Source organism: Saccharopolyspora spinosa NRRL 18395 (assembly GCF_000194155.1).
Classification (GTDB): domain Bacteria; phylum Actinomycetota; class Actinomycetes; order Mycobacteriales; family Pseudonocardiaceae; genus Saccharopolyspora; species Saccharopolyspora spinosa.
The window spans coordinates 406,006-431,508 of the sequence record NZ_GL877882.1; the positions used below are offsets into that span (position 1 = coordinate 406,006).

Here is a 25,503-nt window from a genome sequence, read left to right on the forward strand (position 1 = left end):
TGGTGGTTTGCAACCCGGTCCCATGCTCATGGCAAACCGGTGGTCCCTTCAGGCTGGCAGGCGACACGGGCGAGCACATTTCAGCAGTCGGTGTGCACACAGCTGGTTGGGCTTGCCCGAGCTAATCTGGATTCGTCATGAGTGCACCGCCCTTGAAACAGTCTCAGGGTGGGTGGCCGGCGGAGGTGACGAGCTTTGTCGGCCGCCGGATAGAGCTGAGCCAGGTCAGGCGTGCGTTGTCAGGTTCGCGGCTGGTGAGTCTGACCGGTGTTGGAGGTGTGGGCAAGACTCGGCTGGCATTGCGGCTGTCCTGGGACGTGCGGCGCGCGTTTCCGGACGGGGTTTGCTTGGTCGAGCTGGCTGGCCTGGAGGACGAGGGGCTCGTGCCCCAGTCTGTGATTACTGCTTTGGGGATCCACGATCAAGCGACTCGTTGGACGCCTGAGACCGTGGCCGAGCGTGTGGGGGACCGGCGGCTGCTGCTCGTTCTGGACAACTGTGAGCATGTCTTGGAGACGTGCGCAGCCACGGTGGCCACGCTCTTGGAGCGGTGCCCGCAGCTTCGGGTGCTGACGACTACGCGACAGGCACTCGGCATCGCAGGAGAGCAGGTCCTGCGGGTGCCGGCGTTGAGCTACCCGCCGGGTGACGCGGAATTGCAGCCTTCAGGCTTCATGGGGTATGAGGCCGTGGCCTTGTTTGTGGACCGAGCGGGCGCCGTGGTGCCGGACTTCGCTCTCGATGACCGCACAGCCTCGGCAGTGTGCGCTATCTGTCGCCGCCTGGACGGGATCCCGTTGGCAGTCGAATTGGCGGCGTTCAGCCTCCGAGTCTTGTCTCCCGATCAGCTAGTGCAACGGCTGGATGACCGATTTTCCTTGCTGAACGTGGGAAACCGGGATGCGTTGCCAAGGCACCAGACACTTCGTGCTCTGATCGACTGGAGCTTCGATCTGTGTTCGGAAGAGGAGAGGACGTTCTGGGCGAGGGCGTCCGTGTTCGCTGAACACTTCGACCTCGAAGGTGCGGAGAGAGTCTGTGTCGCGGACGACCTGGATCGGACAGTCGTCCTCGATGCTATTGCTGGACTCGTGGACAAATCAATCCTGATCCGCGACGAGCGGGACGGACGAGTCCGCTTTCGGATGTTGGAGACGATCCGACAGTACGGCCTGGACGTGCTGCGTGGTTCCGGCCACGAACGGCAGGTTCGGTGTCGTCACCGCGATTGGTATCGAGGACTGGTTGAGCAGATGCAACTCGACTGGTTTGGCCCGGATCAGACCGCCTGGTTCGCTCGCATGCGGGTTGAACACACGAATATTAGGACCGCGCTCGAATTCTGCTTGCGGGAGCCAGGCGAGGCTTCGGCTGGGGTGCGCATCGCGGACAACCTCCGGGACTACTGGCGCGTGAGCGGACTCATCAGCGAGGGACGTCGCTGGTGCGATCGGTTCCTGGAGGGGGATAGTGGCGCGAGCGTCCGGCGTTTGCGTCTGCTCATCAGTGCTAGCCACCTCGCACTTCTTCAAAGCGACCTGTGGGCAGCGGTTGAGCCGCTCGACGAAGCGCGAAGCCTCGCGTTCGACCTTCGTGACGAGTTCTGCGACTTGCTGCTTCACGTTCCGGAGGCAGTGGCGGAGGCACTCCAGGAGGAGTTCCCGCAGGCCATCACTACATTGGAAGAGCGCATAGATGGGCTTCGCCGTTCCGGTGATCTGCCGTGGTTTTCGACCGCGCTGGTCGTTTTGGGAGTGAGCTGCTCGCTGTTGGGCGACCATGAGCGGACGACCACCTACTACAACGAGCTGCTCGATCTGTGCCGAGTACATGGCGAAAAGTGGCGTCGGTCGTATGCGCTTTGGGGGCTGGGGGTTGATGCGTGGCGGCAGGGTGACACGCTGCATGCCACCGAGCTTGTGCGGGAAAGCCTTGAAATTCAACGCCATTTCAATGACTACTTGGGCGCAGGGCAGTGCGTCGAGGCCCTGGCGTGGATCGCGACGAGCGAGCGGCGTTGGCAGCAAGCTGCGCGGCTTTTCGGGTTGGCGAGCACAATCCGTTACGAGACAGGCGGGCGTCTCCTGTACTTCTTCAGTGGGTATCATGCTGAATGCGAGCGAAAGGCGCACGAGGAGCTGGGGGATGGAGCCTACGCCAGGCTTTTTGAGCAGGGCGCGAATGTGGGGCTTGAAGGTGCTATCGGGTACGTACTAGGTGAACGGAGTGTCAAGCATCGACCGAAGAAGTATGACGCTACACCCCTGAGTCGTCGTGAGCGGGAGGTTGCTGACCTGGTGGCACAAGGTATGAGCAACAAGCAGATCGCCAATGGCCTTATGATCTCTCAACGGACAGCGGAAGCCCACGTTGAACACATTCTCGTTAAACTAGGATTCATGTCTCGTGCCGAGATTGCAGCCTGGGTAACCGAGCAGCGGTCGGACGATACCCCTTAAATCTGTACGGCCGCCGGTTGCGACGCTAGCCACCATTGTTCCGTGCCCGAAGAGGTCACCGATGCCGAGGGCTACACCCGGGACGCTATCGGTATCCCTTTGGTTCATCGGGCGTCCTCACAGTCATCGCCTTGCCAATGACGCGGGGATCGCTGTCTCAGCGAGCGCGGCGCCCTCTGAGACGGCGTCGTTGACCCGGCGAGGCTGGACGGCATCACCGATAACCGACCGCGGAATGCCTGCCCGTGTCAGGGAGTCCGCGAGCGAGTTGTCCGGCGTGGCACCGGACCAGTGCACCGCCCAGGACACCGACAAGGTTTCCGTGACACCGCCGCCGAACATCCCGGTGACGTTGAGGTCGCCGCCCGGGGAGGCGACGACTCGAGACCGTTCGATCACCCGGATACCCAGCTCGTTGAGCCTGGCGAGCAACGGGTAGAGAGTCGGCTCGCCCTCGCCTTCGGCGACGTGGAGGCAGCTGGTCACCAAGGTCACGTCGGATCCGGATTCCGCCAGTTTCTCGGCGATGAGTACGGCGTCCGCGCGTCCCATCTCGTCGATGACGGCTCCCGGGCCGGTGGGCCGCCGGCCGGACATGGCGTCGTCGAGCGTGATGAGACGGGGTCCGTTCGTGGGTACGTTGATGGGGCTCGGGACGGCGGTGGCGCCGGTGGCGAGGACCGTGTGGTCCGGGCTTTCGGTTCGCACGAACCCGAGATCCGCGTCGAGACCGAGCCGGACGTCGACCTGCGCCTGTGCCAGGCTGTGGCGCCACCACTCGATGAGCCTGCGGAATTCACGGCGGGAGAACGAGTCGGTCCACTGGAGCATCCGGCCGCCCAGTTCCGAACCGCGGTCCACGAGCGTCACGCGATGCCCGCGCAGGGCCAGCGCGCGGGCTGCTTCCATCCCGCCGGGCCCGCCGCCGATCACGAGGTAGCGCATCGGCTCGGACACGGGTTCGGGCTGGCGCTCCTGGCCTACGCGTGGATTTCCGATGCACCGGACGCCGTGGCCTTTCATGTGGAAGTTCGCGCACACGTTGGCGCCAACGCACGGCCGGATGTCTGCGTGCCGACCGGTCTTGGCTTTGCTGAAGAACTCGGGGTCGGCGATCTGCGCTCGGACCACGCCGACCAGGTCGGCATCGCCGGACGCGACGATCTCCTCGGCCAGCGCCGGATCCGTAACACGGCCCACGCAGGCGACGGGCAGGTTCGTGGTCTTCTTGACGGCGGCGGCGAGGTGCCGGAACAGGCCGTGCGGGGTGCCGGTGGCGGGGTAGCCGTAGGTGAAGGACTCCCGGTGGGTTGGGGTACCGCCGGTCACCGACAAATAGTCCACCAGGCCCGACTGTTCCAGGTGCTGGGCGACCTCTCCGGCGATCGCCGGGGTCATCCCGTCGGCGATGAACTCGTCCGCGCTGATCCGGACGCCGAGCATGAGGTCAGAGCCGATGGCCGTGCGCACGGCTGCGACGACAGCGAGCGGGAAACGCATTCGCGCCGCGGTCTCGCCACCCCACTCGTCTTGGCGCAGGTTGAACGCCGGGGACAGGAACGTGCCGAGCAATGAACCCCGTGCCATGAGCAATTCGACACCGTCGAGCTGTCCCTCGTGGACGCGGGCAGCCGCCGCGCCGTATGCGGTGACGACCTCGGCGATCTGCTCCGAGGAGATCGGGGACGCGGTTTCCCTGGTCCTTTCCGGACGATACTCACTCGCGGAAAGCACGTGCATGTTGGCCGAGTGGGTCAGCAGGCCCGAGTGCGAAAGCTGGGCGAGTAGCCGCCCACCTTCCGCGTGCACGGCGTCCGCAAGCATCTGGTAGCCCGGAATGACGCTGTCATCGTGGTTGGCCATCCTGGCAGGCCCCATCTCGGCCCGCTGCGACAGTGTCACGGCGGTGTTTCCGGTGACCTGCATGGCGGCGCCCGCGCGAGCGCGAAGCCGGTAGTACTCCGCCTGGCGTGCGCTGGGGAGCCCGTCTTCGGCGAACATCTCTTGGTGAGCGGGTACGTAAAGGCGGTTCGGCAGCTCGTGCTTCCCGATCCGGATCGGCGAGAAGAGGTGGGGCATGTCCACAGTGGTCCTCCGGTGTGGTGGGTCAGGCGGCGGTGGGCGGAGTCGGATCGAGCACCCCCTTGGCGGCGGGCGTCATCTCGGACAGCGGCGCCGAGCGTGTCTCGGGGAGAAGGGCAGCGAGGACGCAGAAGGAGATCAGCGCGGCCGTGGAGACGTAGACGGCCGGGGCGAGGGAACTGCCCGTGATGCCGACCAGCCAGGTGGACAGGAAGGGCGCCGTGCCGGCGAATATCATGTAGGCGCCTTGGTAGCCGAGCGCGTTGCTGCTGTAGCGGACCTGTGGTGGGAAGAGTTCGACTGAGATCACGGTGGTCATCACCGAAAGCCCGGCCAGGGAAATCGCGAACAGACACTGGCCGATCGTCGCGGTGAACACGTTGCCGACGGCCATGAGGACGAAGGACGGCACGGCCAATATGACGACGGCGGCGTGGCTGACGAGGGTGACTGGTTTGCGTCCGATCTTGTCGGAGATCCGGGCGTAGACCAGTCCGGCGACGCAGAAAGCCAGTACGGCGGCCGCGTTGATGAGCAACGCTGGGGTGCGGCCGAAGCCCAGCTCTTTGGTCAGGTGGGTGACCATGTAAGAGCTCAGCATGTAGAACGAGATTCCCGAGACCGCTGCCGAGACGAAGAGCAGCAGGATGCGTCGGTACTGCGTGCGGAGTGCCGTCACGACCGGCAGTCGCTCGAGGTTGCCCTGCTGCTTGGCCTGTTGGTACGCCGGGGTTTCCTCCACCTTGAGCCGCAGGTAGAGGCCGATGATGCCCAGCGGGCCTGCCAGCAGGAACGGGATTCGCCATCCCCATGCGGCGAACTGTGTGTCACTAAGGATCGCGGAGAACGGCAGTACCAGGGCGATCGCCGCGACGAAGGGGAACACCGAAGAGATGTTGATCGATGCGCCGTGGACACCGCGCCGTTCGGGAGGTGCGTGTTCGACGACGAACGCGGACGCACCCGAGAACTCGCCGCCGACCGAGAAGTTCTGGATCAGGCGCAACGCGAGCAGTAGCAGTGGAGCCGCGATGCCGATCGTCGAATAGGCCGGCAGTAGTCCGACCAGGACCGTGCAAGCGGTCATCATGATGATGGCGACCGAGAGCACGTTGCGGCGGCCGACCTTGTCGCCGAAGTGCCCGAACACGATTCCGCCGAGCGGGCGGCCGACGAATCCGATCGCGAAGATTCCGAAAGTGGCCAACAGCGCGGACAGGGAGTCACCGGTGGGGAAGAACTGGGTGGCGATGACGGGCGCCACCAGTCCGTACACGGCGAAGTCGTAGTACTCGACGAATGTGCCGCTCACGCCGGTCAGGAGTGCGCGGACCCGTGATCGGTTGGCTTCGCGGGCGCGGGATGTCTTCGTTGACATGTGATCACCTCGTGGTTACGCGACAACATCATCGGTGTGCGTGGCCTGACTCCATTGGCGCAGCTGAGCGCGGCGCACCTTGCCCGTAGCCGATCGGGGCAGGTCGTCGGCGAACCTGACCGCCTGCGGCTGGGCGAACTTCGAGTACTCTTCTCGGATGTGCCTCGCGACCTTCGCCGCGAGTTCGTCGCTTGCCTTCGTCGGATCCTTCAGTTCCACCCAGACCTCGAGCGCCTGGCCCTTTACCGGGTCCGCGACGCCGATCACCCCTGCTTCGTTGACGAAGGCGAGTCGGCGCACGACGTCCTCGACCTCGTCGGGGCCGATCCGGTAGCCCGAGGTCTTGATGACGTCGTCGACGCGTCCGGAGATCCAGTAGAAGCCGTCGTCGTCGACGATCGCCTCGTCCTTGGTGTGGAACCACTTCCCGCCGAAGTCGCGCTTCGAGGCCTCCGGCCGCTGCCAGTAGCCGAGCGGGAACTGCGGATTGCTGTTGACGCGCAGGCAGATCTCCCCGGGCTGTCCCGGCTCGACCGGGTTCTCGTCGCGGTCGAGCAGCGCGACCTCCCAGCCGGGCAACGGGCGGCCGACCGAACCCGGCCGGACCTCGAGGCCGGGAAAGTTGCCCAGCAGCGGATAGGACTCGGTCGACCCGTAGTAGTCGAGCAGGCGGGTACCGAACTGTTCCTCGAACCACGCGATCAGTTCGGGCCGCAGTGGCTCGTTCGCACAGCAGATCGTGGTGAACCGCTGGGGGAACCGGGCCCCCACGTCCGGCACCGCCAGCCGGACCTTGCGCAGGAAGGTCGGGTTGACCAGTGCGTGCGTGACCTCGTTGCGGCTCATGCTGTCGAGCAGACCAAGCGGGTCGAGCCCCTTCTCCGGGCGATACACCAGGTGGACCGCGCCGGCGCGCAGCGGACCGAGCAGCTTCGCCATCGACCAGGCCCAGTCTCCGACGCCGTGGAAGACGTCACCGGGCCGGAGATCATGGCAGTGCGTGAACTCGTTGTGCCCGATCAGGCTGCGATGAGCGTGGACTATGCCTTTGGCCGGGCCCGTGGTGCCCGAGGTGTAGAAGATCAGCGCGGGGTCGTCCGGGCTGGTGGGTACGTCGTTGAAGACCGGCTCGACATTGTCGAAGGCCGGGTCGTCAACGTCGATCACCGACGTTCCTTCCATGCCCTCGAGACGGCCCAGCCCGTCGCTGTCGGCGAGGATGACCGCCGGAGTGCAGTCGGCGACGCGCGCGCGGATCGGATCATCGGACCACAGCAGCGACAGAGTCACCATGATCGCACCCGTCCGCAGCACACCCAGGTAGACCGCCGGGGTGTCCGGGCGTTGGGGCAGCAGGACAGCGACGCGATCGCCCTTGCGCACCCCGAGGTCACGCAGATACGCCGCTACCTGGCGGGAACGGTCCTGTACCTCTCCCCAGGAGACCTCGACGTGAGCGCCGGTGAAGTCCTCGAAGATCAATGCCTGTGTGCCGCGGTCGTGATGGTCGGCCACGTCGACCGCCATGTTGTACTCCGCCGGAATCTCCCAGCGGTGCGCGGCGCACATCTCGTCATAGGACCGGGCGGCCATCATGCGTGCCTGCTCCGTCATCGACGCGCTCCATCGAGGAAGCGGCGCATCTCCTGTTGCGGCTCTCCGGAGGCGTTCGACTCGCGGTGCACCTGCTTGGCCCACGTGACCGCCTCCTGGTAGGCGGCTTCCTCGATCCGGCGGATCCAGTCCTTCGTCGTGCGGACCGCGACACCGGGCAGGTCGGCCAGTCGCCTGGCCTCGGACATCGCCTTCTCGAAGACCTGTCCCTCCTCGACGACATAGTTGAGGAGGCCGAGCCGGAGTGCCTCTTCGCCGTTGACCAGGCGTCCGCTCAGTGCGAACTCAGTCACCTTCGCCCGCCCCAGCACGCTCCACATCGCCCACACACCCGTGATGCTCGGAATGCCGGATAGTACCTCGGGCTGCCCCATGCGGGTCGCGGCGTGACCGACGCGGATGTCGGCGAGCAGCACCCACTGGAATCCCGATCCGGCCGCGACGCCTTCGACCGCCGCGACGACGGGCTTGGGGCTGTTGCGGGTGGCCGCGTAGATGGCGTCGAAGCTGGCGATCCAGTCCTCGGCGACCCCGGGATCGTCCGGCGCGAACGCCGCGGTCTCGTTGAGGTCCTGCCCCGCGCAGAAGTTGCCGCCCGTGCCAGCGAGCACGATCGCCTTGCAGGCGTCGTCCTGCGCGAGTCCGGTGATTCGCTCGGTTAGTTCCGCACGCATGCTCATATCCCACGCGTTCAGCTTCGTGGGCCGGTTCAGCCGGACCACACCGATCTGGCCGTCGATTTCGCATTGGACGGGCGCATTCGAGTCGAAGATTTCCGTTGCCACAAATTCCTCAATTCCACCGATGCGTTTGCTGACTCGACTCAGAATTCTGCATCAGAGTCGCGTTATTCCGGAAGGACCAAACCTTTGTGTACAGCACTATCAGCTTGATATCGTGCTTTGGTGGAGCTACGTCACCTTCGGTATTTCGTCGCTGTTGCCGAGGAGTTGCATTTCGGCAGGGCGGCGCATCGACTGCACATGGCGTCACCGCCGTTGTCCCAGCGCATCCGTGACCTCGAGCGTGAGCTGGGCGTCGACCTCTTCGACCGGAACCCGCGCCGGGTCCAGCTGACCGAAGCCGGAGCGCTGCTCCTGGAGTACGCCCGCCGCGTACTGGACGATGTCGAAGCCGTCCACCAGGCGATGGGCCGAGCCCGATCCGGCGGCATGACGGCGCTGCGGGTGGGTGTTCCGCCGGACACCAGCGTGGCGGTGCTGGCGACGATGGTCGGCCATTTCCGGACAGCGCACCCCGATGTGCTGGTCGAGCTACGGGAAGCTACCACCAACGAACAGGTCCACGACCTGCGAAGAGGCGAACTGGACCTCGGGGTCGTTCGTCATCCCTGCGATACGGTCGGCCTGCAATGCAGCGCCAGCATGCGCCGTGTGATCGGCGTTCTCCTGCCCCGTACCCACGAACTGGCCGATCACTCGACGGTCGACCTCCGCGACCTGAACGACTCGCCCCTGGTGGTTTTTCCGCGGAAGATGGCCTCCCACCTGTACGACCACATGCTGACGGTGTGCCGAGATCACGGCTTCATGCCCGGCATGATCCGCCACGCACGCAACCCAGGCTTCATCCAGGGCTTGGTGCTCGCGGGGCTCGGTGTCCACCTCAACGAAGAACCAGCTCAGCAACTACCCGCAGGCCTCACGTGGCGCCCGATCCACGGCGAGCCGCTGGCCTGGATCACTTCGACTGTGTGGACCCCGTCCCGTCACTCCCCGGTTCTCGGGGACCTGACGGAAGCCGTGTTCGCCGGCCTGGCGGCGGGCGGCCACGAGCCCGTCCCACAGCAGAGTTGATTGATGGGCTCGGTGCGTGAGAGATCAGGTGGGACCGCAAGCGTTCGACTCAGTGCCGCCAGCGAGTTCGTTGGGCGTTCAGCTGTTCGTTATCAAGCTTCGTCGAGCACGTCGTAATCGCGGTCGTCCATGTGCTTATGTCGCGGCCGACAGTTGGACTCCCGTGCGCGCAACTCGATAAGGTGGACTTTCCGCCGGCTTTGTCGCCGGGATGGCATTTTCGGCTGAGTTGCTGGCGTGTTGAGTATTTCTGGCTCTTGCAGTCCCGCATCAGCGGTCTCGGATTGTCCCGTCGCAGCACAGCGACCTCGTGTCGCAATTGCGAGTATCTCTGCGTCCTTCGACGCCGGCGAGCGAGCGAACAGGGCTAGCCAGGACAGCACCTGAGCTAAGAGCCGATGGACCAGACGAACAGCCCCGGTCGCCGATCATCGGACGTCACGATCGCCCAGGTCAAACTGGGTGGCCGCATTCTTGACCAGGACAGGCAAAGAACTTCGCATCACGGTCGCGAATATTCATTTGAGCGTTCCTTTTCGCGAAGACGGGGCCGGGCGCTGTTCACGGTCGTCGCTACCGACCTCGGGGATGAGCGTTTAGAGGTCGAGGACGAGCCGTGATGAAAATGAGCGGGAGCAGCACGGCATCATGACCTCGTTCGACGCCTTCTCCTCCGGGGTCAGGTAGGAGTCGCGGTGGTCCGGTTCACCTTCGAGCACGACGGTTTCGCAGGTGCCGCAGGTCCCTTCGCGGCACGAGGTGGGCAGGTGCACCCCGGCGGCTTCGACCGCCTCGGCGATCGTTTGTTCTGGTGACACGGTGATGGTGACGTCGGAGTAGTCGAGCACGAGCTCGAAGGCGGTGTTCTTCCCATCCAGGGCGCCGTCCTGGGGGCGGAACCGCTCAAGGTGGAGCGTGCCCGCCGGCCAGATCCCGCAGCGTTCCTCCACGGCGTCGAGAAGGCCTCCCGGACCGCAGCAGTAGATCTGCGTGCCGGCACGAGGTGTGCCGAGCAGATCTTCGAGATCGAGAATTCCGTGGCTGTCCTGCGGCCACACGGTGACTCGCTCGCCGTAGGTCGCGAGCTCGTCGAGGAATGACATGGACGCTCGTTGACGGCCTCCGTAGACCAGTCGCCACGGCTTTCCGGCGGTCTCACAGCTGCGGAGCATCGGCAGAATCGGGGTGATCCCGATGCCGCCCGCGATGAAGAGGTATTCGCCGGCGTCGGCGAGGGTGAAGTTGTTGCGCGGGCCGCGGCACAGCACGCGGTCGCCGACGCGGAGCGTGTCATGAACGTAGGAGGAGCCACCACGGCTCTCGGGCTCGCGCAGCACGCCGATTTTCCAGCTGCTCAGGTCTGTAGGGTCCCCGCACAACGAGTACTGGCGGACCAGGTCGTCGCCCAGTACGAGATCGATGTGCGCACCGGGATCCCAAACCGGCAGTTTGTCGTCACCCTCCGGCTCGAGGTGGAGGGATACGACGCCTTCCGCTTCCGGCACCATCTCGGCGATGATCGTGGGGATCTCGGAGCGGTCGGCGGCGGTGGAATTCGTCATGGTGACCATCCGTTCGAACGTGCTTGGCATAGGCCGTTGGCGCCGGGCCGGCGGGGGAGTCCCACCGGCCCGGCGCGAGTAACCGGGACGGTTAGGCCCCGCTGGCCGTTTCCGCTCGGGGCCCGCGAGCGGGACGGCGCCGGCTGGTGTCGACGACGACGAGGTCGCCGTCGAGGGTCACCTCGTAGCCCTCCATCACGTACGGGCCCTTCTGAACGCCACCATCGGGGTCGACGGTGTCTTCCGGGGATCCGGGCACGACCTCGACGTTGTACTTGCGGACGCGGGAGTTGCGCGGGTCGAAGAACGACTCGCCGGTGCGGATGTCGTACTCCCACGCGTGCCACGGACAACGGAGCGAGCGATTCCGCTCGTAGTTGACCGGCTCGCCCGGGGCCTCGGCATCTGAGACGCCGAAGATGGTGCCGAAACTGCACAACGCGGCACCAGCGTGCGGGCACTGGTCGAGCAGGGCGTAGTACTCGCCGTCGATGTTGAACACGCCGATCTTACGTCCTTCGAGCTCGACGATGATGCGCTCGCCAGGTGCGATGTCGGCGGCGTTGGCGACTGCGTACTTGGTCATGGCGTCACCGGTCCAGGCCGAAGAAGCGGAGTCCGTTGTGACGGAAGATTTTCTGCTTCATCTGCTCCGGGAAGACGGCCGGGAAAACCGTCTCGGGGGAGTCGAAGTCGAAGTGCGGGTAGTCGGAGGCGAACACGACGTTGTCCGGGCAGAACTCCTCGATCATCTCGGCGAGGTGCTTCGGGTTCTCCGGCTCATCGATCGGCTGGGTCGAGACCCAGATGTGGTCGCGGATGTACTCCGACGGCTTGCGCCGCAGCTCCGGGACCTCGCTGCGCAGGTTCTTCCAGTGGTAGTCGAGGCGCTGCGCCAGCGGCGCGAAGTGCACCACGTTGCCCTCGACGAACATGACCTTCAGGTCAGGGAACCGGTCGAAGGTCCCGGTGAGGATCAGGCTCAGCATCTGCGCCTGCAGGCTCTGCGTGTGCCCGACGTGGTACTCGGTGTGGTAGGAGGTCCAGCCGGTGCCGGTGTTGGCGTGCCCACCGCCCTGGGAGAGGTGGAACTGGATCGGCAGACCGTGCGCGACCGCGGCCTCGTAGATCGGCCAGTACTTGCGGCTGCCGAGCGGTTCGAGGGTCTTGCTCAGCCCCAGCACGGAGACGACACCCGGGTTGGAACCGACCCGTTCGATCTCCTTGACCGCGAACTCGGCGGCCTCGAAGGCGACCGGTGCCGAAGCGCGCAACCGCGGCTCGGGGTAGACGAGATGCTCGAGCTGCCAGTCGTTGATGGCGCGGGTGAGGACATCGGCGATCCGCGGGTCCAGCGCCTGGCTGGCGGGGTTGAGGGTCTGGCCACCCGGTGCGAGGCACTGCAGCACGCCGATCGTGATGTTGTAGGGATCGAGCAGCTGGGAGCGGATCAGCTCCAGCGACGAGCCCGGGTAGGCGCCGTCGTCGGGCCAGGCGTCATTGCGCATGGCACCGCCGTACATCTGCGGGTACTCGGTGACCGTCGACAGGCCATTGGTGGTCCGCACGCCGTACTCGGCGATGTGCGTGCGCCACCGCTCCGGCAGGTACGAGGCGATCAGGCCTTCCTTGGGGACCGGGTGGATGTCCACATCGAAGATCCCGGTGCCGAGCACCGGCGGACCCACAGGTGCGGTGGCGGGGGCGTGGTCAAGAACAGTCATGGCGTGGCCACCTTTCACGAGTCGGCCGGAACGCTCAGGTGGTAGAGGTCCCAGGCGTTGTTCCGGTAGATGCGGTCGATCAGCTCGTTGTTCGACGTGCCGTTGGTGATCTGGTGCGGGCTCGTCGTGTGCTGGTGCGGGTAGTCGCTGGAGTAGACGAGCATGCGATCGCTGCCCATGCGCTCGACGATTCGGTCCAGGCCGCCGCGCTCCTCGGCGCCGTCGGACGGTGCAGTCGTGAACCGCACGTGGTCGCGCATGAGCTCGGATGGAGCACGATCAACCCACGGAACGTCGTGCCGGTAGCTCTTCCAGAGCTTGTCGAACTTCCACGCGAAGGGCGGATACCAGTTGAACCCGACCTCGCTGACGACGATCTGCGTGTTGGGGAACTTCTGCAGGATCCCCTCGGAGACAATCGAATTGAGCTGAGCCTCGAGGTTGGACTGCTGGCCGACGTACCACTCCAGGTACGAGGTCGGCCATCCGACCGAGGTCGGGGCCTGCCGGAACACGCCACCGATGTGAATGGCGACGGGCAGGCCGTTGCGCTCGGCGGCCTCCCAGATCGGCCAGTTGATCTGCCGCCCGTAGAGGAGTTCCGACTGCCCGAGCAACAGGACCTGGACGAACCGGTCGTCACCAGCGCGATGCTCGATCTCCTCGGCTGCCAGCTCCGGGGTGCCCTGCGGGACGACGATCGAAGCTCGCAACCGTGAGTCCTGCGCCAGCCACTCATGGGCGATCCAGTCGTTGAGTGCACGGGCGTGGGCCGCCTCGCGGCGCGGCTGGTGCATCTGCTGGATCCCGTAGAGGCAGTTCAGGATCGCGATGTCGGGACCACCGTCGGCGAACACGTCCGCCACGAAGTCCTCGACCCGGGTGGCCGCACGGCCGTCACCGTCGGTTCGCGCGTCCGGCAGCTGAGCGATGTTCGACCCGCTCGGGTGGTAGCTCGGGTCGTAGTACGGCGCGAGCGCCCCGACCAGCTGATCGCCCCAGTACTCGTCGAGGTAGGGAAGAAGGGAGCGTGCCGACGGGAGGATCGGGTGCGTGTCGCAGTCGACCACGGCTGCCCGCATGCCTACTGGCACGGCGAGTGGCTGTCTTGAGCTGACGACGGTGTCTGCCATGTTGAGTACGGACCTTTCGAGTCTCGTGCTGACCGTGGTTGCGGCGGATTCCCGGCGATGACCGCCTGAACGACGATTCCCGCAGAGCTTGAACCTGACTTGGATCCTTCAACGCCGTTGGGCAAGGTGCTGCGGCCGAGCGGTGAGGATGAGGCGGCGACCGCTTGGAAAAGTCACACGGACCACCTTCGATGGATCGTGGATCCAGGAGCCAGGATACGCATCGACCCTACGTGACTCAAGGCACTTTTGGGAAGGGTGTGCCCTTCGGTGGCTTGGACGTGCTACGACTGCGGCCCTTCGGGCGGCTTGATCGGCGATGATCGCTAGTTGTCCGCGTTTCGAACCGGGCGGAACACTTCGTCCGGGGCGGACAAGCTTGATTCGGCTGCCGCGCAGGGGGAATGGGTGGGTGTCCGTTGGGGCGAGTAGCTTGGCTGCAACGTTTGCGCAGGTCGAAAGGCTGCGGATAGGCTATTCGACGGGTGATGGCTGATCGTTTCCTGCTCGGCTTGACGTTGACACCTTTCGGGCGTGTGGTTACCGTCCTCACATCCTGGATCCAGGCTTCTGGATGCGGAAGCTTCCTCTGTTCTTACGCAGTGAGCGCTCGCCAGTCCGAGCGCCGCACGGCTGCCTAGCCGTGCTCTTCTGCTCGCCGGCCCCATCTGCAGTCCAAGCGCGAGCGAGTTCAGACGCCCATGCAGACGACGGTTCACAGTCGAACCGTCAGGAGGTATTCCCGTGACCACGAGCGACTTCTCCGACACCGCGGTCAGAGATCGCCTGCGAAAAAAGGTCCTCTGGCGACTTTCCCCGTTCCTGGGGTTGATGTACCTCGTCAACTATCTCGATCGAACCAATCTCGCCTTCGCCGGCCCGGCCGGGATGAAGACCGACCTGGGCTTGAGTGCAGCCGCCTTCGGCTTCGCATCAGGAATCTTCTTCCTCGGTTACCTCGTGCTTGAGGTACCGAGCAACCTTGCGCTGCACCGGTTCGGCGCTCGTCGCTGGCTGGCGCGAATCCTGGTCAGCTGGGGAGTTGTCGCGTCGCTGATCGCTTTCGTTCCCAATGCTGAGAGTCTCTACGTTCTCCGCCTGCTCCTCGGCATGGCCGAAGCCGGTTTCGCCCCGGGCGTCTTGCTCTACTTGACCTACTGGTTCACCAAGCGCGACCGAGCCAGAGCAATGGCACTGTTCCTCGTCGCCATTCCGCTCACCTCGGTAGTCGGTGCTCCCATTGCCGGTGCCTTGATCCAGTACGGCGCGGCGATCCTCCCGGGGATGTCAGGGTGGAGATTCATGATCCTGATGACGGGACTGCCCGCTGTGATCCTCGGCGTGATCTGCTGGTTCTACCTGACTGATCGACCAGAAGGCGCGACTTGGCTCACTGGCAGGGAAAAGCAGCTCCTCGTCGCCGATTTGAGGGCTGAGGAAGGCGATGGTGAAAAGTCGCACCGGGTTCGTGACGCGTTGCTGCAACCGCGGGTGTGGCTGCTCGGGCTGACCTACTTCGGAATCTTGTACGGCTTGTACGCCACCGGGTTCTTCCTCCCGACCATCATCGCGGGATTCAAGGAAACCTACGGTGTGGAGTACTCGACGCTCGAGGTCGGCCTGCTCACTGCTATTCCGTACGGCGTGGCCGCAGTCGGCATGATCTTCTGGGCTCGGCATTCCGATGTGAAAGGCGAAGTGGTGCGGCACTTCGCGATTCCGGCAACGGTGGGCGGTATCGGCATCGTTGCGGCCATGTACGCGGGCAGTCCCTTCCTGGCAATGGCGGGCGTGACCATCGGGGCTACCGGAATCCTGTGCTCGATGCCCCCGTTCTGGGGCATGCCGACGAGATTGCTGACCGGCGCCGCAGCCGCCGGGGGAATCGCGCTGGTCAACACGCTGGGCAACGCCTCCGGATTCGTGGGTCCGTTCCTGACCGGCTGGCTCTCGGACCTGACCGGTAGCCAGCGCAGCGGCATGTGGATCGTGCTCGTGCTGCTTTTCGTCTCCGCGGCCGTCTCGGTGCTGGTTTTTCGCGGCGCCTTCGACGAGCAGGTGGAGAGGGAGCCGGTCGGGTAATTCACACCCGTTGGCCCGGTGAGGGCTGAGCTCGCCGGGCCAACGGCCAGGTCGTGCCAATGGCTCCCCGCTCGGGAACTGCAACCTCGAGCACGATGTATCCTGGATCCACGAACCATCGGCGAGGTCGGCGCCGCTATCGCGGACGGTCGGCAGGAGAGGGCAAGGAAGGTAATGGCGACCACCATCTACTACGACGAAGACGCTGATCTGGGCGTCCTGCGCGACCGCAAGGTCGCGGTGATCGGGTACGGCAGTCAGGGGCACGCGCACGCGTTGTGCCTGCGGGATTCGGGTGTTGACGTCCGCATCGGTTTGCCCGAGGGGTCGAAGTCCCGGGCGAAGGCCGAGGAGGAGGGACTGCGGGTCGTGACGCCTTCCCAGGCAGCGGTTGAAGCCGACGTGATCTCGATCCAGGCACCGGACACGGTGCAGCGAAGCCTGTTCGCCGACGACATCGCTCCGAACCTCGAAGCTGGCAACGCCGTTCTGTTCAGCCACGGCTTCAACGTGCGCTACGGCTACATCACGCCGCAGGACGGTGTGGACGTGCTCCTGGTGGCGCCCAAGGGGCCTGGACACCTGGTTCGTCGGCAGTTCGTTGACGGCAAGGGCGTCCCGGCGCTGGTCGCGGTGGACAAGGACGACTCGGGGAGCGCCCTCACGCTGGGCCTGGCCTACGCCAAGGCCCTTGGCGGTACACGAGCCGGCGTCATCGAGACGACGTTCGCCGAGGAGACCGAGACAGACCTCTTCGGTGAGCAGGCTGTGTTGTGCGGCGGCGTTTCCCGTCTGATCGAGGCCGGGTTCGAGGTGCTCGTCGAGGCGGGTTATCAACCGGAGTTGGCGTATTTCGAGGTGCTTCACGAGATGAAGCTGATCGTGGATCTGATCTACGAGGGCGGTATCGCGCGCCAGCGGTACTCGTGCAGCGACACCGCCGAGTACGGCGACCTGACCCGCGGCCCGCGGATCGTCAACGACGCGGTCAAGGCGGAGATGCGGACGATCCTGGGCGAAATCCAGGACGGCACCTTCGCCAAGGAGTGGATCGCGGAGGACGACAACGGCCGTCCGAACTTCCTCGCATTGCGCCAGCGGGGCAAGGACCACGAGATCGAGCAGGTGGGAGCCAAGCTGCGCGGCCTGATGTCCTGGGTGGACCGGCCGATCACCGAAACCGCCTGACCGCCTGGTCCTAACGACAATCCGAAAACCGGTGCCTACAGGCTGGCTGCGGCTTCTTCTCCTGGTGCGACGGGTGGGAGAAGCCGCAGCCGGTCGTCCTTCGCTATCTCGGTGAGGCGCGCGCAGACCGCGTTGACGCGTTCGGTGTTCATCAATCGGGTGGGGACGATCATCCAGAAGCTGCGCCTAGCGCGGACTTCGCCATGCAGCACCGGCTGGAGCCGGGAGTCGTGATGGGCGAGGAAGCACGGCAGCAGGCCGAGTCCGACTCCGTTGGCTGCTGCCTCGAGCTGGGCGAACAGGTTGGTCGTCCGGAACACGATGTTGGCCTTCGAGGTGATTTCCTCGGCGCTCTGCAGCTCTGGTAGGTCGAGCAAGGACTCGACGAACCAAACCAGGTCGTGGTCCGCGAGATCACGGACGGTGCGGATCGTCGCGTGTTCATCGAGGTATTGCTGAGTGCCGTACAGCCGGAGGTCGTAGTCGCAGAGGTGGGTCATCTGGAACCCGCTGCGTTCTGGCCGGTGGATGGTGACGGCGATGTCGAACTCGCCCACGCCGTAGCTGAGCAGGCTGCTCGTGGTGACCAGTTCGACCTCCAGTGCGGGATGCCGGCGCCGCAGGCGAGCGAGGCCCGGGGCGATGACCGACCCGCCGAAACCGTCCGTGGCCACGATCCGCACCGTGCCTTGCGGGCTGTGCTGCGAATCGGTGATCACGGCGTGCGCCGCGTCCGCCTCCGCCTCGATCCGCCGCGCGTACGGCAGGAGCCGCTGACCGGTCGACGTGAGCGTCCAACCCTGCGGGCTCTTGTCGAACAGCCTGCTCGCTAGTTGCTTCTCGAGTGCCGCGACGCGTCTCCGAATGGTGGTGTGCTCCACGCCGAGGCGCTCGGCCGCGACGGTGAGCCGTCCGTACCTGGTCAACGCGAGGAAGTACCGGAGGTCTTCGAGGTTCACGTTGTTCATTTTTGCACACCACCCTTGCGCAGATTCGTCTTGCCTGTGCACAAAATCGGGTCCGATAGTGATTTGCACAACCACGTCACCGAGTGAAAGCAGGAACGATGAGCACTGTCGGGTTCGTCGGTCTGGGAAACATGGGTCGGCCGATGGCCGTGAACTTGGTCAAGGCCGGCCATGAAGTGCGTGGGTTCGATATCGCCGAGGCAGCGCGAGAGCAGGCCCACCGCGCGGGGGTGCCCGTTGTGGCCTCGGCGGACGACGCTGCGAAGGGCGCGGACATCCTGGTCACGATGCTCCCCAAGGGCGAGCACGTCCGCGAAGTCCTGTGCGGCGAGCTCACGCCTCTGAAGAAGTTGGCGCCTGGCGCTGTGGTCGTGGACTCCTCGTCCATCGACGTGCCGACTGCGCTGGAGCTGCACAGCGTCGGGGAGCGCCTGGGAATTCACGTAGTCGACGCACCGGTTTCCGGAGGGGTGAGCGGCGCGTCGGCGGGAACTCTCACCTTCATGATCGGCGGCTCTGACGAAGCCATCGCGCAGTCTCGGCCCGCGCTAGATGCCCTGGGGGCGCGGGTTTTCCACGTCGGGGGGCCTGGTGCCGGTCAGGTGGCCAAGGCGTGCAACCAGATGGTGGTCGGCGCCAGCCTCGTGGCGCTCGCGGAGGCCTTCGTCATGGCCGAAAAGCTCGGTCTTTCCCCGAAGAACCTCTTCGACGTGCTGAGCACCTCGTCCGGCGACTGCTGGGCCCTGCACAACTTCACCCCGCTACCGGGCCTGGTCGAGGGGTCGGCCGCCGACAACGGCTACGCCCCGAAGTTCGCGGCAGCCTTGCTGGCCAAGGACCTCGGACTGGCGGCCACCGCTGCCGAAAGTGCCGGTGTGGAACTCGTAGTCGGCCAGGGCGCGCGCCGAGTGGTCGACGAATTGGCAAGTACCGACGGTCATCTCGACTCCTCCGCAGTGATCAAGGTCATCAACCGCACCGCATGACCGCGTGGCTGAAGCGCAGCGTCGACTTGCTGAAAATCGTGAGAAACGGAGACGTCATGGGAACGGAATCGGCAGTGGTCGCAGGCGACTACCTGAACCTGTTGGATGGCCAGTGGGTCGGCGCTCGCAGCGAGCAGTTCATCGCGGTGGAAAGTCCCCGCAACCGCAAGGTGATCGCCCGGGTTCCACGGGGTGGCGAGAAGGACATCGCCGATGCCGTGGACGCCGCCTGGAGGGCTTTCCCGGGGTGGCGGGATACCGCCCCGCGGGCGCGAGGTCGGCTGTTGCAGCAGATCGCGGATGCGCTGGAGCCCCACCTCGAGCGCATCGCGCGCATCATCTCCGAGGAGAACGGGAACGCCTTGCGCACCCAGTCCCGCGGCGAGGTCCAGTTCGCGATCGACGTGTTCCGGTACTTCGGCTCGGTCGCCAGCGAGGTCAAGGGCGAGACGATCCCGCTGAACCCCTCGGTGCTGGACTACTCGCGACGTGAGCCGCTGGGGGTCGTGGGCGCGATCGTGCCGTGGAACGCGCCGGTCCAGCTCGCGGTCATGAAGATCGCCTCGGCGCTCGCGGCCGGAAACGCGCTGGTGCTCAAGGCCGCCGAGGACGCGCCGCTGGCCGTTCTGGAGATCGCGAAGATCTGCCACGAGTTCCTGCCGCGCGGCGTGCTGAACGTGGTCGTCGGCTTCGGCTCCGAGGCAGGGGAAGCGCTGATCACGCATCCCGACGTCCGCAAACTGTCGTTCACCGGTTCCACGGCCGTGGGCAAGCGCGTGATGAGCGCCGCTGCCGAGCGGATCGTCCCGGTGTCGCTGGAACTCGGAGGCAAGAACCCCCAGATCGTCTACCCGGACGCCGGCGAGGACTGGGTGGCGCAGGGAACGATCACCGGAATGAGGTTCGTCCGCCAGGGCCAGTCCTGCACGGCGGGTTCTCGTCTGTTCGTGCACCGCTCGATCCTCGACTCGTTCGTCGAGAAGGTCGTCTCGCATCTGGGCAAGCTCAAGGTCGGCGACCCGCTCGACGAGGAGAGCGACATCGGCGCCATCGTCAACCGCAAGCAGTTCGACCGCGTCTGCGGCTACATCGACGAAGGCCTGAGCCGCAACGACTCGGTCGTGGCGATCGGCGGTGCACCCCCCGCCGAGGGTCCGCTGGCTGAGGGCTACTTCGTCGAACCCACGGTGTTCGTCGGCGTGGACAACGAGTGGCGCATCGCCCAGGAGGAGATCTTCGGGCCAGTGATGTGCGTCATCCCGTGGGACGACGAGGACGACGTGATCAAGATGGCCAACGACTCGCACTACGGGTTGTCGGCGTTCATCTGGACCCACGACATCGGCCGAGCACTGCGCACCGCGCACTCGATCGAAGCCGGATGGGTGCAGGTCAACCAAGGCGGCGGGCAGGTGCTCGGCCAGTCCTACGGCGGGTACAAGCAAAGCGGTATCGGCCGCGAGTTCTCCCTGGAAGGCATGGTGGAGAGCTTCACCCAGCGCAAGCACGTGTCCGTCGACACCACCCACTGATCCCCCCAGGTCTCCGGACGGCGTATCAGCCCCGACGCCGGTGCGCCGTCCGGCGCCAACCTCCAGCCGTGCACTCAGGGAGCACAGGGACATGACTGAAACGAAGGAGTCGAGCGTTTCCGCCGAACTCGAGCCATTGCTGCAACGCCTGCTGGCGAACGAGCCGCCGGCGGATTCGGTCGAGGACCGGGTGGCCTTGCAGGTCCTCGGCGACATCGCGGTCGTCACGTTGTGCAGGCCCGAGTCGCGGAACGCGCTCGCCTTGGCGAGCTGGCGGCGATTGAAGCGCATCTTCGACGACCTCGCGACGGCGCCCGATTTGCGCGCGGTGGTTGTCCGGGGTGCCGGGCGCGAGGCGTTCGCCGCCGGCGCCGACATCAAGGAGTTCCCGCACACGCGAATGACGGCCTCCGCCGCCACCGATTACAACGAATCCATCGCCGAGGCGCTGCGCGCGGTCCAGACCCTGGAAGTGCCGGTGATCGCGGCGGTGCAGGGCCTCGCGGTCGGTGGCGGGTGCGAGCTGGCGGCGGCGTGCGATGTCCGCATCGCTACCGAGGATTCCCGCTTCGGCATCCCGATCGGAAAACTCGGCGTCATCCTCGGCTACACCGAGTCCACTGCGGTGGCCCGCCTCATTGGTCCCGCCGCGCTGAAATACCTGCTGTTCAGCGGTCGGCTCATCCCTGCGACCGAGGCCCGCGACTTGGGGTTCGTGCAGCGCCTGGTGCCGGCTGGCGAACTCGGCCCGGAAGTCGCCGAACTGGTGAACCGGATCCGCGGCAACTCGGCGACGACGATGCGTGCCGCGAAGGTGGTCGCCGACATGTGCGGCCGGCCGTTGACAGCGGCCGACACCGAGCTGCTCAGCCGACTGAGCATCGAAGCCCACGAGGGTGATGACCTCAAGGAAGGAGTAGCAGCGTTCACCGAACGCCGGCTGCCCGTTTTCAACAAGAAGGGAACCACGTGATGGCTGCGCTCACCGGGATCCGCGTGGTGGACCTGACCCGCTACCTGTCCGGCCCCACGCTGACCATGCTGCTGGGCGACCTCGGCGCCGACGTGATCAAGGTCGAATCCGCTTCCTCGGGCGACCCGGCACGGCAATCCGGACCGTTCGACGGCGACGAGAGCGTGTACTACCTGGCCTCGAACCGCAACAAGCGGAGCGTCGCCCTCGACCTGCGGACAGCCGCGGGCATGGAAGCGTGCCGCGAACTGATCCGCGGTGCTGACGTCTTCGTGCAGAACTTCAAGCCAGGAACCGCAGATGCGATGGGGCTGAGCGTGGAGACACTGCACGAGCTGAACCCCCGCCTGGTCTATGTGTCGCTCAGCGGGTTCGGGCAGCGCCCGCCAGGCTCGGAACTGGCCGGTTTCGATCAGACAGCACAGGCGATGTCGGGCCTGATGAGCGTCACCGGGACCGCCGAGACGGGGCCGCTGCGAGTGGGGATCGCCGTCGCCGACTCGGCCACCGGCGTTTTCGGTGCGGTCGGCGTGCTGGCCGCTCTCCACGAGCGCGAACGCACCGGCCGGGGCACGGTGGTCGAGGGATCGCTGATGCAGTCGATGCTGACTCTGCTGTCCTACCAGGCGCAGAAGTACCTCAGCCTCGGAGTCGTGCCCGGGCAGGACGGCAACGACCACCCGATCATGTTCCCCCAAGGCACGTTCAAGACGGCCGACGGCGCGATGACCCTGGCGTGCGGCAACGAGAAGATGTGGCATCGCCTCTGCGACGCACTGGGAATGACGGACCTGGTCGACGACCCGCGCTTCACCGACAACGCCGCCCGCATGCAACACCGGGGCGAACTGCGCGAGCTCATCGAGCAGACGCTGTCGAGCAAATCGACCGAGGACTGGCTGGATATCGTTGGCGAATCCGGAGTTCCTTGCGGGCCTGTCCTCACCGTGGCCGAAGCCCTTGATCACCCGGTTACCGCGGGCCTGGACATGATCGCTGAGATCGACCACACCGCACTCGGTTCGATGAAGGTGCTGGGGCAGGCGGTCAACGTCGGTGCGAACGGACAGGACTGGCTGCACCACGCGCCACCACTGCTGGGCGAGCACACCTGCGAGGTACTGGCAGAAGTCGGTTACAGCGAGGCGGAGATCGCCCTGCTGCTCGAGAACAACAACGCCAAGCAGTGGACCGAGTCGTGACCGCAGTCCTTTCCAAGGTCGCCTTGTTCGGGACGTGCTTGGGCGACACGCTGTTCCCGAACACCCTGCGCGCATCGGTTCGGTTGCTCGAACGGTTGGGATGTGAAGTGCATTTCCCGATGGAGCAGACCTGCTGCGGGCAAATGCATTTCAACACCGGCTACCAGGACGAGGCGACTTCGTTGGCGCTCCAGCTGGACCGCGCGTTCGAGGAGTTCGACGTGGTCGTCGCCCCTTCAGGCTCGTGCGCCGCGATGGTGCGCGACGTATACCCACGCATGAAGGGACTCGACAGCCAGTTACCGCCACGGATCTACGAGTTGTCGGAGCTGCTCGTGGACGTGATGGGGGTGACCGACGTGGGCGCGTACTTCCCGCATCGGGTGACCTACCACCCCACCTGCCACTCCCTGCGGATGCTGGGCGTCGGTGATCGGCCGCTGCGACTGCTCAGGGAAGTCCGCGCGGATTGGACCTCGTGGAATTGCCTTCGGCCGAGTCCTGCTGCGGCTTCGGTGGGACGTTCGCGTTGAAGAACTCCGAGACCTCGGTGGCCATGTTGGGCGACAAGATGCGGTGCGTGCTGAACACACGTGCCGAAGTCCTCACCGCAGGTGACAACTCGTGCCTGATGCACATCAATGGCGGGCTGTCCCGGTTGCGGACAGGGGTGCACGGCGTGCACCTGGCGGAGATTCTGGCTTCGACGGAGGAAAACCCTTGGCCCGCGGCGTGACCGGCACCAGCCGAAACCCCGTGACGTGGCTGGGCGTACCCACGTTTCCCAAGGCCGCACGCGCATCGCTCGCGGACACGCAGTTGCGACGCAACCTGCAACACGCCACGCACACGATCAGAGAAAAGCGCGCGGAGGCTGTCGGGGAGGTCGAGGACTGGGAGCAGCTGCGCAGTGCCGGCGAAGCGATCAAGGACGAGACCCTCGCCAACCTCGACACTTACCTAGAGCAGCTGGAAACGGCGGTGACCGCGCGCGGAGGCGTGGTGCACTGGGCACGAGACGCAGCCGAAGCCAATGAGATCGTGCTGCAGCTCGCTGCGCAGGCCGGCGCTGACGAGGTGGTCAAAGTCAAGTCGATGGCGACCGCGGAGATCGGCCTCAACGAGGCGCTGGAGGCCGGAGGCATCGCCGCGGTCGAGACCGATCTTGCCGAGTTGATCGTCCAGCTCGGCAACGACCGCCCATCACACATCCTGGTGCCCGCCATCCACCGCAACCGGGCGGAGATCCGCGACATCTTCCGCAGGGAAATGCCCGGTGCCCCGGCCGACCTGGCCGCCGAACCGCGGGCGCTGGCCGAGGCGGCGAGAGCGCATCTCCGGCGGAAGTTCCTCACTGCGAAAGTCGCCGTGTCCGGGGCGAACTTCGCTCTCGCCGACACCGGATCCATCATGGTCGTGGAGTCGGAGGGCAACGGACGCATGTGCCTGACCCTGCCGCAAACGCTGATCACGGTGATGGGGATTGAGAAGCTGCTGCCCTCCTGGCGTGATCTGGAGGTGTTCCTCCAGCTGCTGCCGCGTTCCTCGACAGCCGAGCGGATGAACCCGTACACCTCCGTGTGGGCTGGAGTGACACCAGGGGACGGACCGCAGAACTTTCACCTGGTACTACTCGACAACGGGCGCACCGAGACATTGTCGGACCCAGTCGGTCGGCAGGCGTTGCGGTGCATTCGGTGCTCGGCGTGCCTGAACGTCTGTCCGGTTTACGAGCGCGTGGGAGGGCAGGCTTACGGCTCGGTCTATCCGGGGCCGATTGGTGCCATCCTCACCCCGCAACTGGTATCCGACCCGCACGACGAACAGGCGGCTTCACTGCCTTTCGCGTCGTCGCTGTGCGGGGCATGTTTCGAGGCGTGCCCGGTTCGCATCGACATTCCCGAGGTCCTCACGCACCTGCGGGCGAGAACGGTCGAGGCTAAGTCCAAGCGCTCCCCGGAATCCATTGCGATGTCAGCCTTGGCATCGATCATGAGAAGCCGCCGAAAGTACGAGCTGGCCCAGAAAACAGGTGCGCTCGCCGCCCGGTTGTCACCGACGGAGAAGATCTCTCGGCTGCCGTGGCCGGGCTCGCGGTGGACGAGCGCACGTGACGCGCCGTTGCCCGCGAGTGAGTCCTTCCGGACATGGTGGCGGAACAACCGCGGAGGCCCGGACCAGTGAGCGAATCACGAGAAACCATCCTGACCCGGGTGCGCACGGCGCTTGCCGATCGCCCGGCACCGTCTCTGATTCCACGGGAGTACGACCTCAGCCGAACCCACCCGGATCTCGTGGGGTTGGCGGCGGAGCGGATAGCCGACTATCGCGCTGAGGTGTGGGAGGTCCCGGAAGCGCAGCTGGCAGACGAGATCGATACTCGGCTCGCGAAGCGCGAGGTGACGACCATGATCGGGCCGCCGGGCCTTCCCACCCCGTGGCAGACGCCGGCCGTCCGCTGGCTGCAAGACGAGCCGTCGTTGGAGCTCGACGCGCTGGACGATGCGGACGGCGTGTTGACCACATGTGCCGTCGTCATCGCCGAGACCGGCACCATTGTTCTCGACGGCGGTACCGGACAGGGGAGACGAGCATTGAGCCTGCTGCCCGACTACCACCTGTGCGTTGTGCGCACGGACCAAATCGTCGCGACGGTTCCCGAAGCGCTTCGGCGGCTGGATCCGGGACGGCCCATCACGTTGATCTCCGGCCCGTCGGCGACCAGCGACATCGAGCTCGATCGAGTCGAAGGTGTTCACGGCCCGCGCACTCTCCATGTGCTCGTCACGCGCCCCTCGTGACC

19 protein-coding genes and 1 pseudogene are annotated in these 25,503 nt (G+C 65.6%); 11 read left to right on the forward strand and 9 right to left on the reverse strand.

Annotation, left to right across the window (positions count from 1 at the left end; translation table 11 throughout):
* Positions 1–137: 137 nt before the first annotated feature.
* Positions 138–2,459 (forward strand): ATP-binding protein, encoded by a 2,322-nt coding sequence (locus SSPN_RS47860; RefSeq protein ID WP_044576824.1) that lies wholly within the window; start codon positions 138–140, stop codon positions 2,457–2,459.
* A 123-nt stretch (positions 2,460–2,582) separates the two neighbouring features.
* Here the strand turns inward: SSPN_RS47860 and SSPN_RS0137430 are convergent, their stop codons facing one another.
* Genes SSPN_RS0137430 through SSPN_RS0137445 form a run of 4 tightly spaced genes read right to left on the reverse strand, consistent with a single transcriptional unit; the run spans position 2,583 to position 8,318 of the window.
* Positions 2,583–4,538: an oxidoreductase gene (locus SSPN_RS0137430; RefSeq protein ID WP_148272110.1), complete on the reverse strand. Its 1,956-nt coding sequence runs from the start codon at positions 4,536–4,538 to the stop codon at positions 2,583–2,585.
* 28 nt (positions 4,539–4,566) lie between these two features.
* Entirely contained in the window at positions 4,567–5,919 is a 1,353-nt protein-coding gene (locus SSPN_RS0137435) for an MFS transporter (protein ID WP_010315128.1), read from the reverse strand.
* Between the two features lie 15 nt (positions 5,920–5,934).
* Positions 5,935–7,533 (reverse strand): acetate--CoA ligase, encoded by a 1,599-nt coding sequence (locus tag SSPN_RS0137440; protein ID WP_010315130.1) that lies wholly within the window; start codon positions 7,531–7,533, stop codon positions 5,935–5,937.
* Complete coding sequence (locus SSPN_RS0137445) at positions 7,530–8,318, reverse strand: enoyl-CoA hydratase/isomerase family protein (protein ID WP_010315132.1); 789 nt, start codon at positions 8,316–8,318, stop codon at positions 7,530–7,532. Before SSPN_RS0137445 ends, SSPN_RS0137440 begins: the two co-directional genes overlap by 4 nt.
* 120 nt (positions 8,319–8,438) lie before the next feature.
* Between SSPN_RS0137445 and SSPN_RS0137450 the strand changes: the two genes are divergently transcribed.
* Positions 8,439–9,350: a LysR family transcriptional regulator gene (locus SSPN_RS0137450; protein WP_029536112.1), complete on the forward strand. Its 912-nt coding sequence runs from the start codon at positions 8,439–8,441 to the stop codon at positions 9,348–9,350.
* Between the two features lie 596 nt (positions 9,351–9,946).
* Here SSPN_RS0137450 and SSPN_RS0137455 read toward each other — a convergent pair.
* The 4 genes from SSPN_RS0137455 to SSPN_RS0137470 form a co-directional block, all read right to left on the reverse strand.
* Positions 9,947–10,921: a PDR/VanB family oxidoreductase gene (locus tag SSPN_RS0137455; protein WP_010315135.1), complete on the reverse strand. Its 975-nt coding sequence runs from the start codon at positions 10,919–10,921 to the stop codon at positions 9,947–9,949.
* 82 nt (positions 10,922–11,003) lie between these two features.
* Positions 11,004–11,498, reverse strand: a complete 495-nt coding sequence (locus SSPN_RS0137460) for a Rieske (2Fe-2S) protein (protein ID WP_010315137.1) — start codon at positions 11,496–11,498, stop codon at positions 11,004–11,006.
* 4 nt (positions 11,499–11,502) lie between these two features.
* Positions 11,503–12,636: an amidohydrolase family protein gene (locus tag SSPN_RS0137465; protein WP_049887736.1), complete on the reverse strand. Its 1,134-nt coding sequence runs from the start codon at positions 12,634–12,636 to the stop codon at positions 11,503–11,505.
* Positions 12,637–12,650: 14 nt separating this feature from the next.
* Positions 12,651–13,769, reverse strand: a complete 1,119-nt coding sequence (locus SSPN_RS0137470) for an amidohydrolase family protein (RefSeq protein ID WP_049887737.1) — start codon at positions 13,767–13,769, stop codon at positions 12,651–12,653.
* Positions 13,770–14,513: 744 nt separating this feature from the next.
* On the opposite strand from SSPN_RS0137470, the gene SSPN_RS0137475 reads away from it, so the two are divergent.
* Positions 14,514–15,851 (forward strand): MFS transporter, encoded by a 1,338-nt coding sequence (locus SSPN_RS0137475; RefSeq protein WP_010315144.1) that lies wholly within the window; start codon positions 14,514–14,516, stop codon positions 15,849–15,851.
* Between the two features lie 174 nt (positions 15,852–16,025).
* Positions 16,026–17,039: a ketol-acid reductoisomerase gene (gene ilvC / locus SSPN_RS0137480; RefSeq protein WP_010315146.1), complete on the forward strand. Its 1,014-nt coding sequence runs from the start codon at positions 16,026–16,028 to the stop codon at positions 17,037–17,039.
* A 35-nt stretch (positions 17,040–17,074) separates the two neighbouring features.
* Here ilvC and SSPN_RS0137485 read toward each other — a convergent pair whose 3' ends face one another.
* Positions 17,075–18,007: a LysR family transcriptional regulator gene (locus SSPN_RS0137485; RefSeq protein ID WP_010315148.1), complete on the reverse strand. Its 933-nt coding sequence runs from the start codon at positions 18,005–18,007 to the stop codon at positions 17,075–17,077.
* Between the two features lie 98 nt (positions 18,008–18,105).
* On the opposite strand from SSPN_RS0137485, the gene mmsB reads away from it, so the two are divergent.
* The 7 genes and pseudogenes from mmsB (at position 18,106) to SSPN_RS0137520 (ending at position 25,501) form a co-directional block, all read left to right on the forward strand.
* Positions 18,106–18,993, forward strand: a complete 888-nt coding sequence (gene mmsB / locus SSPN_RS0137490; RefSeq protein WP_010315150.1) for a 3-hydroxyisobutyrate dehydrogenase — start codon at positions 18,106–18,108, stop codon at positions 18,991–18,993.
* Positions 18,994–19,049: 56 nt separating this feature from the next.
* Positions 19,050–20,525 carry an aldehyde dehydrogenase family protein gene (locus SSPN_RS0137495; RefSeq protein ID WP_029536114.1) on the forward strand — a complete coding sequence of 492 codons (1,476 nt, stop codon included), beginning with the start codon at positions 19,050–19,052 and terminating at the stop codon, positions 20,523–20,525.
* A gap of 91 nt (positions 20,526–20,616) precedes the next feature.
* A complete protein-coding gene (locus SSPN_RS0137500; RefSeq protein WP_010315153.1) occupies positions 20,617–21,498 on the forward strand; it encodes an enoyl-CoA hydratase/isomerase family protein in 882 nt (293 codons plus the stop codon).
* Positions 21,498–22,700, forward strand: coding sequence for a CaiB/BaiF CoA transferase family protein (locus SSPN_RS47865; RefSeq protein ID WP_010315154.1), 1,203 nt, complete (start codon positions 21,498–21,500; stop codon positions 22,698–22,700). Before SSPN_RS0137500 ends, SSPN_RS47865 begins: the two co-directional genes overlap by 1 nt.
* A pseudogene (locus SSPN_RS47870) lies at positions 22,697–23,436 on the forward strand ((Fe-S)-binding protein). Before SSPN_RS47865 ends, SSPN_RS47870 begins: the two are co-directional and overlap by 4 nt.
* The gene (locus SSPN_RS0137515; RefSeq protein WP_010315157.1) at positions 23,421–24,884 is read left to right on the forward strand and encodes a LutB/LldF family L-lactate oxidation iron-sulfur protein; all 1,464 of its coding nucleotides are present in this window, start codon (positions 23,421–23,423) and stop codon (positions 24,882–24,884) included. The pseudogene SSPN_RS47870 and the gene SSPN_RS0137515 overlap by 16 nt, the downstream one beginning before the upstream one ends.
* Positions 24,881–25,501 (forward strand): LutC/YkgG family protein, encoded by a 621-nt coding sequence (locus tag SSPN_RS0137520; RefSeq protein WP_010315158.1) that lies wholly within the window; start codon positions 24,881–24,883, stop codon positions 25,499–25,501. The genes SSPN_RS0137515 and SSPN_RS0137520 overlap by 4 nt, the downstream gene beginning before the upstream one ends.
* Positions 25,502–25,503 lie beyond the last annotated feature (2 nt).